The sequence below is a fragment of the Halpernia sp. genome, assembly GCF_048269545.1.
In the GTDB taxonomy this organism is placed as follows: domain Bacteria; phylum Bacteroidota; class Bacteroidia; order Flavobacteriales; family Weeksellaceae; genus Halpernia.
On record NZ_JBLXIJ010000002.1, the window covers coordinates 178,111 to 190,330 of the forward strand.

At 28.4% G+C, this 12,220-nt stretch carries 12 protein-coding genes and 1 tRNA gene; 8 read left to right on the forward strand and 5 right to left on the reverse strand.

What is annotated here, in order from left to right:
• The first annotated feature begins 25 nt into the window (after window positions 1-25).
• The 4 genes from ACN0WB_RS04000 to ACN0WB_RS04015 are packed head-to-tail and all read left to right on the forward strand — an operon-like array spanning window position 26 to window position 3,963.
• Window positions 26-691 (forward strand): TetR family transcriptional regulator C-terminal domain-containing protein, encoded by a 666-nt coding sequence (locus tag ACN0WB_RS04000; RefSeq protein WP_417429088.1) that lies wholly within the window; start codon window positions 26-28, stop codon window positions 689-691.
• A 1-nt stretch (window position 692) separates the two neighbouring features.
• On the forward strand, window positions 693-2,009 hold the full coding sequence (locus tag ACN0WB_RS04005; RefSeq protein WP_417429089.1) for an ABC1 kinase family protein: 1,317 nt from the start codon (window positions 693-695) through the stop codon (window positions 2,007-2,009).
• 11 nt (window positions 2,010-2,020) lie between these two features.
• Entirely contained in the window at window positions 2,021-2,662 is a 642-nt protein-coding gene (locus ACN0WB_RS04010; RefSeq protein ID WP_417429090.1) for a MarR family winged helix-turn-helix transcriptional regulator, read from the forward strand.
• The gene (locus ACN0WB_RS04015) at window positions 2,659-3,963 is read left to right on the forward strand and encodes a cryptochrome/photolyase family protein (protein WP_417429092.1); all 1,305 of its coding nucleotides are present in this window, start codon (window positions 2,659-2,661) and stop codon (window positions 3,961-3,963) included. The genes ACN0WB_RS04010 and ACN0WB_RS04015 overlap by 4 nt, the downstream gene beginning before the upstream one ends.
• A 1-nt stretch (window position 3,964) precedes the next feature.
• Here the strand turns inward: ACN0WB_RS04015 and ACN0WB_RS04020 are convergent, their stop codons facing one another.
• The 3 genes from ACN0WB_RS04020 to ACN0WB_RS04030 form a co-directional block, all read right to left on the reverse strand.
• The gene (locus tag ACN0WB_RS04020; RefSeq protein WP_417429094.1) at window positions 3,965-4,813 is read right to left on the reverse strand and encodes a diacylglycerol/lipid kinase family protein; all 849 of its coding nucleotides are present in this window, start codon (window positions 4,811-4,813) and stop codon (window positions 3,965-3,967) included.
• Window positions 4,814-4,896: 83 nt separating this feature from the next.
• Window positions 4,897-5,856 carry an alpha/beta fold hydrolase gene (locus tag ACN0WB_RS04025; RefSeq protein WP_417429095.1) on the reverse strand — a complete coding sequence of 320 codons (960 nt, stop codon included), beginning with the start codon at window positions 5,854-5,856 and terminating at the stop codon, window positions 4,897-4,899.
• 221 nt (window positions 5,857-6,077) lie between these two features.
• Window positions 6,078-6,150, reverse strand: a tRNA-Met gene (locus ACN0WB_RS04030).
• A 90-nt stretch (window positions 6,151-6,240) separates the two neighbouring features.
• On the opposite strand from ACN0WB_RS04030, the gene ACN0WB_RS04035 reads away from it, so the two are divergent.
• The 3 genes from ACN0WB_RS04035 (at window position 6,241) to prmC (ending at window position 8,638) form a co-directional block, all read left to right on the forward strand.
• Window positions 6,241-6,852, forward strand: a complete 612-nt coding sequence (locus ACN0WB_RS04035) for an L-threonylcarbamoyladenylate synthase (protein ID WP_417429096.1) — start codon at window positions 6,241-6,243, stop codon at window positions 6,850-6,852.
• A 165-nt stretch (window positions 6,853-7,017) separates the two neighbouring features.
• Complete coding sequence (gene yaaA / locus ACN0WB_RS04040; protein ID WP_417429098.1) at window positions 7,018-7,776, forward strand: peroxide stress protein YaaA; 759 nt, start codon at window positions 7,018-7,020, stop codon at window positions 7,774-7,776.
• Window positions 7,777-7,783: 7 nt separating this feature from the next.
• Complete coding sequence (gene prmC / locus ACN0WB_RS04045) at window positions 7,784-8,638, forward strand: peptide chain release factor N(5)-glutamine methyltransferase (RefSeq protein ID WP_417429100.1); 855 nt, start codon at window positions 7,784-7,786, stop codon at window positions 8,636-8,638.
• Window positions 8,639-8,683: 45 nt separating this feature from the next.
• On the opposite strand, the gene ACN0WB_RS04050 is transcribed toward prmC, so the two are convergent.
• Entirely contained in the window at window positions 8,684-9,088 is a 405-nt protein-coding gene (locus ACN0WB_RS04050; protein WP_417429102.1) for a hypothetical protein, read from the reverse strand.
• A 23-nt stretch (window positions 9,089-9,111) separates the two neighbouring features.
• Window positions 9,112-10,254 carry an acyl-CoA dehydrogenase gene (locus ACN0WB_RS04055; RefSeq protein WP_417429104.1) on the reverse strand — a complete coding sequence of 381 codons (1,143 nt, stop codon included), beginning with the start codon at window positions 10,252-10,254 and terminating at the stop codon, window positions 9,112-9,114.
• A 143-nt stretch (window positions 10,255-10,397) separates the two neighbouring features.
• Here ACN0WB_RS04055 and ACN0WB_RS04060 point away from each other — a divergent pair, with 143 nt between their 5' ends.
• Window positions 10,398-12,167 carry an AMP-dependent synthetase/ligase gene (locus ACN0WB_RS04060; protein ID WP_417429106.1) on the forward strand — a complete coding sequence of 590 codons (1,770 nt, stop codon included), beginning with the start codon at window positions 10,398-10,400 and terminating at the stop codon, window positions 12,165-12,167.
• Window positions 12,168-12,220 lie beyond the last annotated feature (53 nt).

The following is a 12,220-nucleotide window of genomic DNA, read 5'->3' on the forward strand; positions in this document are numbered from 1 at the left end:
TAATAAAAATTAAATATATAAAATAATGGAAACTTTACCTTTAGATAAAAAAGCTATTCTCAATAAATATTCAGATTACATTTTGAGACACAACCATAGTCCAAAAAATATTTATTCATTTTGTGAAGATAATGAAATGTCTGAGAATGATTTCTATATTTTCTTCGCGAATTTTGAAGAAGTTGAAAAAGAATTTTTGGTGTATTTTTTTGAAGAAAGTTTATTTCTTTTAGGAGACGACTTAAATTACAGTCAAATGGATGATAAAACAAAATTATTAAGTTTATATTATACATATTTTGAGCAATTAACAATGAATAGAAGTTTAATTATGGTCATTTTAAAGAAAAAAAATCCTTTAGAAAGATTAAAAAAACTATCAAAGTTAAAAGTAATGTTTATAGATTTGATTAAAACTTTGAACATTGTTACAATGAGTAATGATTTAGAAAATTCAAAATTAGAAAAATTAGAAAAGTATAAAAATAAAGGAGTAGAAGAATTATTTTGGAATAATTTTCTAGTAACACTTAAATTTTGGATGGACGATACAAGTTCTTCATTTGAGAAAACTGATATTTTTATTGAAAAATCTGTAGAAGCAAGTTTCGAATTAATAAATACAAAACCATTGGAGAAACTTTTAGATTTTGGAAAATTTATTTGGAAAGAAAAAGTTGGAAAATTTTAATATGAAAACATTAGATAAAATCCCCACTTCAAAAATACAAAGAGCTTCCAAATTAATTTCTACTGGTGCAAAAGTTGGTGTGAATTATTTAAAATATTACGGCGATAAATTCACGAAAACCGAAGAAGAAGCTAAATTAAATTTAGATAAAAATAATGCAGAAGACATTTATGATAGTTTAAAAGAATTGAAAGGAAGTGCGTTAAAAGTGGCTCAAATGTTGAGTATGGAGAAAAATATTCTTCCAGAAGCTTATACTGAGAAATTTTCTTTGAGTCAGTTTTCTGTTCCACCATTATCTGCGCCTTTAGTTGCGAAAACTTTTAGAAAATATTTCGGAAAAAATCCGAGTGAAATATTTGATGAATTCAGTTTAGATTCTGTAAACGCGGCAAGTATCGGACAAGTTCACAAAGCTGAAAAAGATGGAAAAAAATTAGCAGTAAAAATTCAATATCCAGGAGTTTCTGAAAGTATTTCAACAGATTTAGCAATGGTAAAACCGATTGCCATTAAAATGTTTAATATTAAAGGAAAAGATTCTGATCAATATTTTAAAGAAGTAGAAAATAAATTATTGGAGGAAACAGATTATATCTTGGAAATAAAACAAAGCCAAGAAATTGCTGAGAAATGTAAAAATATAGAAAATTTAATATTTCCAAAATATTATCCAGAATATTCTAATGACAGAATTATTACTATGGATTGGATGAATGGAATTCCACTTTCTGAGTTCTCTAAACAAAATAAAAATCCAGAAATTACCAATAAAGTGGGACAAACTTTTTGGGATTTTTATATGTATCAAATGCATTATTTAAGAAAAGTTCATGCAGATCCGCATCCAGGAAATTTTTTAGTTTCTGAAAATGATGAATTAATTGCAATAGATTTTGGTTGTATGAAAGAGGTTCCCGAAGATTTTTATAAACCTTATTTTGAATTGGCGATTAAAGAAAATTTAGAAAATCCTGAGTTTTTTGAAAAGAAATTATTTGAGTTAGAAATTATCCGTGAAGATGATTCTCCAGAAGAGAGATTATTTTTTAAAGAAATCTTTAAAGAATTATTGGTCCTTTTTACAAAGCCTTTACAGAGCGAATATTTTGATTTTTCTAATGATAAATTTTTCAAAGATATTTCAGATTTAGGACAGAAATATGCAAAAAATACACAGATGAAAAATATGAATGGTAATCGTGGTTCAAAACATTTTATATATATTAACCGCACTTTTTTTGGATTATATAATTTAATGCACGAAATTGGCGCTAAAAATGTGAAAATTAATAATTATCTTTCCATAGAAAACTAAATAAAACAATCATGACCATAGATCTTATTATTGACTTACTTAAAGAAGCAAAAGAATTTGAAGAAAAAGTACATAAAGGAAATTGTACTGTAGAAGATTTTAGATTTTTTTTAAACGAAAAAGCGTATCAAAAAGAAAATCCCACACAATTGACGGATAAATATAGTTTGAATGTCAATGAATTGGAAAATGAAATTGCGAAACAAGTTATTCTTCTTGGAAGATATACAAAACAGCTTATTAGAAAAGGCTTAGAAAGTTTTCCAGATTTGGTAAATGAAGATTTCACTTATCTCTACAGATTGATGGATTATGATTCTCTAACTAAAACCCAATTAATTGAGAAAAATGCACACGAGAAACAAAGCGGTATTGAAATTATTAAAAGATTAACAAAACACGGTTTAGTTTCTGAAACGCCCGATGAAAATGATAAAAGAAGTGTGCGAATTTCTGTTACAGAAAAAGGCAGAAAAACTTTTAAAGAATCTATGAAAGACATTACTGTAGTTTCAAAAATTATGTGTGGAAATCTAAATAATGAAGAAAAAAAACAACTTTTAGATAGCTTGAAAAAGCTAAATATATTTCACAATACAATCTATACAAATAAAAAAACTGAGAGTTTAGAGGAATTGGAAGCATTAATATGAGTCAGAAAATAAATATCTTTTGGTTTCGCAGAGATTTGCGTTTAGATGATAATCACGCTCTTTTTGAAGCATTAAAATCTAATCTTAAAGTTTTACCAATCTTTATTTTTGATGATGAAATTCTCTCAAAACTGCCGTCGAAAAAAGATGCGCGCGTAGAATTTATTTTCCAAGAATTAGAAAATATTAATGAAATATTAAATAAAACAGGAAAAGGAATTCAATTTTTTCACGGTAAAGTTTCAGATATTTTTAAAAAATTATGTTCAGAATTTGATATTGAAAATATTTTCACAAATGAAGATTACGAACCACAAGCAATTGAGAGAGATTCTGATGTCGAGAAATTTTTAAAATCAAATAATATTGGATTTAAGGTTTTTAAAGATCAAGTTATTTTTCATAAAAATGAAATTTTAAAAGCAGATAAAACGCCTTATACTATTTTCACTCCTTATTCAAAAGTTTGGCTTGAAAATTTTCAAAAAAATTCAATAGAAAATTATCCATCAGAAAATCTTTTAGAACATTTATTCACTTTTATCCCAAAAAATTTTAGTTTAAAAGATATTGGATTTGAAAAAACAAATATCCAATTTCCATCTAATATTATTAAAGAAAACTTAATAAAAAACTATGATGAAAATCGCAATAATCCTTTTGCAGATCGAACTTCACGATTAAGCATTCATCTTAGATTTGGAACAAAAAGTATCCGGAAAGTTGTAAATGAAATTAAAAATTTAAATGAAGTTTTCTTAAAAGAATTAATCTGGAGAGAATTTTTTATGCAAATTTTATATCATTTTCCAAAAGTGGTTCACCAAAATTTTAAACCAAAATATGATGGAATTAAATGGTTAAATGGCAGCGAAAATTTAAAAAAATGGTGTGAAGGAAAAACTGGATTTCCTATTGTTGATGCAGGAATGCGACAATTAAATGAAACTGGTTTTATGCACAATCGCGTTCGAATGATTACGGCGAGTTTTCTCGTTAAAAATTTATTGATTGATTGGCGAATTGGAGAAGCATATTTTGCGGAAAAATTATTGGATTATGAATTGTCCTCCAATAACGGAAATTGGCAATGGGCAGCTGGAACTGGTTGTGATTCTGCGCCTTATTTTAGAATTTTTAATCCAACTTCTCAACAAGAAAAATTTGATAAAGATTTTAAATATATTAAAAAATGGATTCCAGAATTTGGAACAAATGATTACCCAAAACCAATGATAGATCATAAATTCGCACGCGAAAGAACTTTGAAAGCGTATAAATTAGCTTTGGATGAAAAGTAATTTAAACCAAAATTCTTAAACTTTTGGGATTTACGTGAACTTCAATTGGAGAAAATATTTCTTTATAATCTCCATCAATATGCCAAATTTTTGTATTGACAGAAAATTTAATTTCAGAAACAGAAATGTATTTTACAAAATTGTTTTCTTTTAATTTTCCAGAAAACATTTCGTAAGCAAAAATTGGCGCGTAATAAATAGGAAATTTCTTTACTAAAGCCACTTCAACCAAACCATCACATAAATCTGAGTTGGGAGAAATAAATGCATTGTTCCCAAATTGACGTGTATTTGCAAGGTTTATCATTAAATATTTTCCGTCATATTTAGAATATTTTTCTTGAAATTTCATCTCTACAGGTTTATATTTAAAAAAAGTTTTAAGCGTTACCTTTATATAATTCTTAAATCCGCGACTAGTTTCTTCAAATTTCTTTGCGACTTCTGCATCAAAACCTGTTCCCGAAACATTGATGGATAAAAGGTTGTTAATTGTAAATGTGTCAATTTCCTTAAAATTATTTTTTTGAATTTTATCTAAAAGTTCATCAATATTTTTATTGAAATTCACTTCTCGAGAAAATCCATTTCCAGAACCTGCAGGAAATCCACCCAAAATTTTACCGGTGTTTAATAATTTTTTTGCCACACTTGAAATTGTTCCGTCGCCACCAATTGCAATAAAAATATCTGTGGAATTAAAATTTTCATCAATAAATTTTTCAGTTCCAGCAACGGATACTGAAATATAAACCAAAGGATTTTCAACTTTTGATTTTAAATGATCTAAAAAAACTTGATAATTTTTTTTTGCAGAAAAAGGATTAATAATGAACGCAACTTTTTGCATTGTAAATCTTTAAATAAATAAAAAAAGGATGTTAATTGATTTCATTCTTTTAATTTTTTAGAAATTAATATGGTTTGGCAAATTTAATGTAAAAATTCTTCAATTAATTTGAAAAGTTTTTCCGGTTCTTCCACTTGCGGATTATGCCCTGATTTTTCAAACATTACAAACTTTGCTTGCGGACAATATTCTTTGTATTTCACCATCATAGAAGGAACTGCGACGCGATCATATCTTCCACCATAAATTAAAATAGGCATTTTTAAATTTTTTAAATCTTTGCGAAAGTCAAAACTTCCAATATCATTTCCCACGATAAAATCCCCATCTCTTCCAACCATTTGATAGTATAATTTTGAATTAAAAGAATTTGGATAAGGTTTGTAAGGTTTGGATTTTTTTGGTAAAAAATTATCAGGATTGTAAGAATATAAAAATCCATAGGGAACTTTTCCGTAAAGTTCTTGATGTTCTGGATCGCTAGAAACTGCGCCTTTTTCTCGAATTTTCATTAAATCAGACCAAACTTCAGGATAATTGGTTTCAATTTCATGATTGCTATTATCATCATTTTTTTGCCACATTAGATAACTGTGAAAAGTATCCGCAAGAATTAGATGATTAACATTTTGCGGAAATTTTAAAGCATAACCTTGTGCAACTAAACCGCCGTAAGAATGTCCCAAAACATTCAATTTATTAAGATGAAGTGCTTTTCTTAAACCTTCGATATCTTCAATATCTCGTGTTAAAGAATATTCTGTCACCACTTTTGCTGTATCGCTTTTTCCTCTTCCAAATCCATCAAAATAAATGATTTCATTATCTTTTGCTAAAGTATCAAAATCACGATAACCAAGATGAGTTCCGCCCGGTCCGCCTGGAATTATAATTAAAGGATCTCCTTTCCCAACTGTAACTACATAAAGTTTTGCACCATTTACAGTAATTAATTTTCCGTCTGTGTAACTATCGGGATAAGTTTGTGCAAAACTAGAAGTGAAAATAAATAGTAAAGTAAAAAGTGAAATTATTTTTTTCATATTAAAGATTTGATTGTAAAGTTGATAAAATTATTAGAATTAGAGAACAAATTTTTAAATAATTTCTCTTATTCTCGCTATTTAAAATTATTCTTTTAAAACTAACGTATGTCTTTTTGAATACTTTTTTAATGTAAATAATAGTTTTCTCCAAAAATTAAATCGATTCTGTATTTTTATTCCACAAAAAAAGAGAACCAAAATTGATTCTCTTTGCTTTGTAGCGGGGACACGACTCGAACGTGCGACCTCCGGGTTATGAGCCCGACGAGCTACCTACTGCTCTACCCCGCGTTATTGTGGTGCAAATATACAACAATAATTTATCGTTCCAAATTTTATTTAAAAATTCTCATTATTATTAAGAATTTAGTAAATTTACCTATGGCAAAAATCTTAAAAATTTATCCAGATAATCCACAAGAAAACTTACTTGATGAAGTAGTAAAAGTCTTAAAATCAGGCGGCTTAATTATTTATCCGTCGGACACTATTTATGCTTTAGGTTGTGATATTTTCAACTTAAAAGCGATGGAAAAATTAGCACAATTAAAATCTGTAAAGCTGGAAAAAGCACAATTTTCAGTAATTTGTAATGATTTGAGCCATCTTTCTTATTTCACAAGAGCTTTAGAAACTCCTGTTTTTCGTTTTTTAAAAAATCATTTACCCGGTCCTTTTACTTTTATTTTGGAAGCCAATAAAAATTTGCCGCTCGCTTATAAAGGAAAAAAAACAATTGGAATTCGTGTTCCAAATCATTCTGTTCCAAAAATAATTGTTGAGAAATTAGGACATCCAATTGCATCCACTTCCATTCGTGATGATGATGAAGTTTTGGAATATTCTACCGATCCAGAATTAATTGCCGAGAAATATGAAAATCTTGTAGATATTGTAATTGACAGCGGATATGGCGACAATATTGCCTCAACAATTGTTGATTTAACAAGCGGTGAACCAGAAATTATTCGGCAAGGAAAAGGAATTATTTAATAATTTTTCTTTCTTTATATTAATTCTCTCTTTTCTTTAAATTAAAACATAAAAATACTATTTATATTTTTTTAGTAAAAAACATTACTTAATTTAGATTTATAGTTGTAAATTACAATTCATAATTTATTTAAACTTTAGTAAAATTAATTAACTTTTATTCAAATGAAAATCATAAGTTCACCTGCAAAATTAATGAAATTGGAAAATGACAAAACTCCTTTGAGAACCACTTCCCCTAAATTTATTAAAGAAGCAGAACTCATTCACAAATATTTAAAACCAAAAACGCCAAAATATTTATCCGAATTAATGGAAATTTCACAAAAACTAGCAGATGAAAATTGGCAAAGAAATCAAATTTGGAAAGCAAAACCTTCTAAAAAAGAAAGTTCACAAGCTATTTATTCATTTAATGGTGAAGTTTATAAAGGTTTAGATGTTGCTTCTTTAGATGAAAAAGCGATGGAATATTTGCGAAAAAACTTCAGAATGATATCTGGTTTATACGGTTTATTGCGACCTTCAGACAACATTATGCCGTATCGTTTAGAAATGGGACGAAAATTTAAATTTGAAAAAAACAAAGATCTTTATTCCTTTTGGCGTGAAAAAATTACGAACGAATTAAAATCTGAACTTAAAAAAGATGAAATTTTATTAAACGTTGCAAGTAACGAATATGCGAAAGTTTTGGATAAAAAAAAATTAGAAAATCATCTTGTAAATGTAGAATTCAAAGAGATTCGGAATGGAAAACCAAAAACAATAGTAGTTTATACCAAACATGCACGCGGTTTATTAGCGAGATTTTGTGCTGAAACAAATGCTAAAAATTTAAATGATGTAAAAGCTTTTAATACAAATAAATATTTATTTGATGAAAAACTTTCCACTAAAAATAATTTAGTTTTTATAAGATAAATTTTCAATGAAATTAGAAGAAATAAAATCACTTTTTACTGAAAAACTTTCAGCGATTTACAATCCAAATGAAATTGCAGAGTTATTTAATATTTTCAGTCAGGAAATTTTGGGTTTATCTAAAATTGAAATGCGACGAAGATTATCTGAAACGCTTTCTGACGAACAGTTAAAGGAATTTTTTGATGTTTTACAACAGCTTAAAAGTGAAATTCCATACAAATATATTTTAGAAGAAACTGAATTTTTTGGTTTAAAATTTAAAGTTTCTTCTGCTGTTTTAATTCCACGTCCGGAAACAGAAGAATTGTTGGAATTTGCAATCAATAAAATTAAAATTTCGAGATACAAAGAACAAAACTCCAGTTTCAAAGTTTTGGATATTGGAACTGGAAGTGGAATTATTTCAATTATTTTAAAAAAGCATTTTCCCAAAGCAAACATTTTTGCAATTGATTTTTCTGAAACGGCTTTAGAAATTGCAAAAACAAATGCAAATACGCATAAAACAGAAATTAATTTTACTTGTACAGATTATTTAAATACAGATTTAGTTGAAAAATATGATATTATTATTTCTAATCCGCCATACATTGGAATTAATGAAGAGGCGGAAATTGAAGATTCAGTAAAAAACACGGAGCCACAAATGGCACTCTTCTCTCCTACTTCTGATGCTCTAATTTTTTATAAGAAAATAGCAAAAGACGCCGAAAAGAATTTAAACGCAAGCGGACAAATATTTTTGGAAATCAATCAGAAATTAGGAAAAGAAACTTTAGAATTATTTCAAAATTTTTCTCATTCAGAACTAATTAAAGATATTTCTGGAAATGATAGAATTATTTGGGTTGAAAAATAAAGTGTATTAAAAAGCCTTTCAAAAAAAATTGAAAGGCTTTTTAGTTTATTTCATATTGGTCACTTTATCTACAACGTAAACTGTATTTCCACGCCATGGAATTGTACCGTGATATTCTTTGTAATGCAAATCAAAACTTTTACCACTGTTGGATTCTAACTGTTTGAAAACGTCTTTATCTTCAATTGAAAATTCGAATTCATAACTTGTTAAATTGCCTGATTTGGTGTTATTTCCAAAACCTTGCTGAATTAATTTACCTTCGTAGGTTTTGAAAATGTTTCCTTTCTTCACAACGTAATTCAATTGTCCGGATTTTACGCCTTCACCAAAAACGAAAAAATATTTATACCAAATTGTTATTCCTCCAAAAAGGAAAATAATAAGTAAAGCCCAGATAATAAATTTTCTAAAACCGCTTTTCTTTTCTTGATAAATATCTTCAGACATTTTAATTTTTAATTAAAAGTAAACTATTTTTTTGAAATACTTCTACTAATTACAATTTTTTGAATCTCAGAAGTTCCTTCGTAAATTTGAGTGATTTTTGCATCTCGCATTAATCTTTCTACATGATATTCTTTTACATAACCATATCCACCGTGAATTTGAACGGCTTCAATTGTAGTATCCATCGCAACTTGAGAAGCGTAAAGTTTTGCTATTGCTCCACTTTCAGAGATATCTTTTCCTTCATCTTTTTCCGCTGCAGCTTTGTAGCAAAGCATTCTTGCAGCCATTACATTCACGTGCATATCGGCTAATTTAAAAGCGATTGCTTGATGATTGATAATCTCTGTACCAAAAGATTTTCTTTCTTTAGCATATTTTAAAGCCAATTCATAAGCGCCACTCGCAATTCCTAAAGCTTGAGAAGCAATACCAATTCTACCACCATTTAAAACAGCCATCGCAAATTTAAATCCAAAACCATCTTCACCAATTCTATTTTCTTTTGGAACTTTTACATCAGTAAACATTAAAGAACATGTGTCACTTCCACGAATTCCCAGTTTATCTTCTTTTTTTCCAACTGTAAAACCTTCCCAACCTTTTTCTACAATAAATGCATTTATACCTTTGTGTTTTTTTGATGCATCAGTTTGTGCCATTACAATATAAAAAGTAGCTGTAGAACCATTTGTTATCCAGTTTTTTGTGCCATTTAATAAATAATAATCGCCTTTATCTTCTGCAGTTGTCGCTTGTGAAGTAGCATCAGAACCAGCTTCTGGTTCACTTAATGCAAATGCACCAATTACTTCTCCACTTGCTAAAGGTTTTAAATATTTTTGTTTTTGCTCTTCATTACAAAATTTTTCTAAACCTGCACAAACCAAAGAATTATTTACAGACATTACTACTGCAGCTGAAGCATCAATTTTTGCAATTTCTTCGATTGCCAAAACGTAAGAAATACTATCCATTCCTGCGCCGCCGTATTTAGGATCAACCATCATTCCTAAAAATCCCATTTCTCCCATTTTATTTACTTGCTCTGTAGGAAATTTCTGATTTGTATCTCTTTCTATAACGCCTGGTAAAAGTTCAGAATGTGCAAAATCTCTTGCTGCTTGTTGAATCATCAACTGCTCTTCGGATAAATTAAAGTCCATAAAATAGTTTTATTGTTACGCTGTAAAATTACGGTTTTTAATAAAAATACTAAAACATTTTTATTTCTTGATTTATAAAGATAATTTTAATATTTTTACTTAATTCTTAAAATTAATGTAAATCTCATTTAAAAATAATAAACATGTCGATTACCAGACTTTTTGATTTCGCCCAAAACGCACTTGAAAAATATCCAAAGGATGATTTTTTAGTTACAAAAAAAAATGGTGAATGGAAAAAAACTTCCACTTCTGAATATATAAATCAGGGAGATAAAATCTCCCGTGGTTTATTAAAATTAGGTATAAAACCAGGCGATAAAATTGGTCTAATTTCTACTACAAACCGAACAGAATGGTGTATTATGGATTTGGGAATTTCACAAATTGGAGTTATTACAGTTCCCGTTTATCCAACAATTTCGGTAGATGATTATATTTATATTTTTAATGATGCGCAAATAAAATACTGTTTTGTTTCAGATAAAGAATTGTATGATAAATTGATTGATGTTCAAAAAGAAGTGAGTTCTTTAGTTGGAATCTTTTGTTTTGATGATGTTAAAGGCGCACCGAACTGGAAAGAAATTTTAGATTTAGGAACAGATGATGCAACCCAAGACGAAGTAGAAGATTTAAAAAAATCTATAAATGAAGAAGATTTAGCAACTTTAATTTATACTTCTGGAACTACAGGAAAACCGAAAGGAGTAATGCTTACACATAGAAATTTAGTGTCAAATGTTTTGGCTTCCAACTCTAGAATCCCACGTTTAAAAGTAGACTATACAGAATTGAAAGCGTTAAGTTTTCTCCCAATTTGCCACGTTTTTGAACGAATGATTTTTTATCTTTATAGTTATAATGGTTTTTCCATTTATTTTGCAGAAAGTATTGAAAAAATTGGCGATAATGTGCGTGAAGTGAAACCACAATACATGACTGTTGTTCCCCGATTAGTAGAAAAAGTTTATGACACCATTTATAATAAAGGAACTTCTTCGGGTGGACTAAAAGCTAAAATTTTTCTTTGGGCAGTTCAAATTGCTGAGAATTATGATATAACAAAACCTAAATCTTTTAAACATATAATTGCAGATAAATTAGTTTTTTCTAAATGGAGAGAAGGTTTAGGTGGAAATATTTTAACTTTAGTTTCCGGTTCTGCTGCTTTATCTAAAAGATTAAATACAATGTTTCACGCAGCGGGACTTCCAATTTTGGAAGGTTATGGTTTAACTGAAACTTCTCCTGTAATTTCTGTAAATAGTTTTGAAAAATTGAAACTTGGTTCTGTGGGAAAACCTTTAGAAAATCTTGACGTGAAAATTGCAGAAGACGGTGAAATTATTGTAAAAGGTCCTTCTGTAACAAAAGGTTATTTTAAAGCAGATGATAAAACTCAAGAAGCTTTTAATAAAGATGGTTATTTTATGACGGGCGATATAGGACATTTAGATGAAGATAATTTTCTATTTATTACCGATCGTAAAAAAGAAATGTTTAAAACCAGCGGTGGAAAGTATATTGCACCACAAGTGATAGAAAATGCAGCAAAAGCATCAAAATTTATTGAGCAAATAATGGTTGTAGGTGATGGTGAAAAAATGCCTTGCGCTTTAGTTCAACCTGCATTTGAAATGGTAAGAAATTGGGCTAAAATTAAAAATATTTCTGTGGGTGATTCTAATCAAGATATTTGTGACAGCCCAGAAATAAAAGCAAGGATTGAAAAAGAATTAGAGCAATATAATAGTCATTTAGGAAAATGGGAACAGATTAAAAGAATCGAATTAACGCCAGAAGTTTGGACGGTTGAAGATGGGTTACTCACTCCTACTCTAAAATTAAAACGAAAAGCGGTAAAAGAAAAATATCTTCATCTTTATAATAAAATGTACGGACATTCTTAAAATAAGTAATCAATAATTAATATAAAAATCCACGAAAAAATTAATTTTCGTGG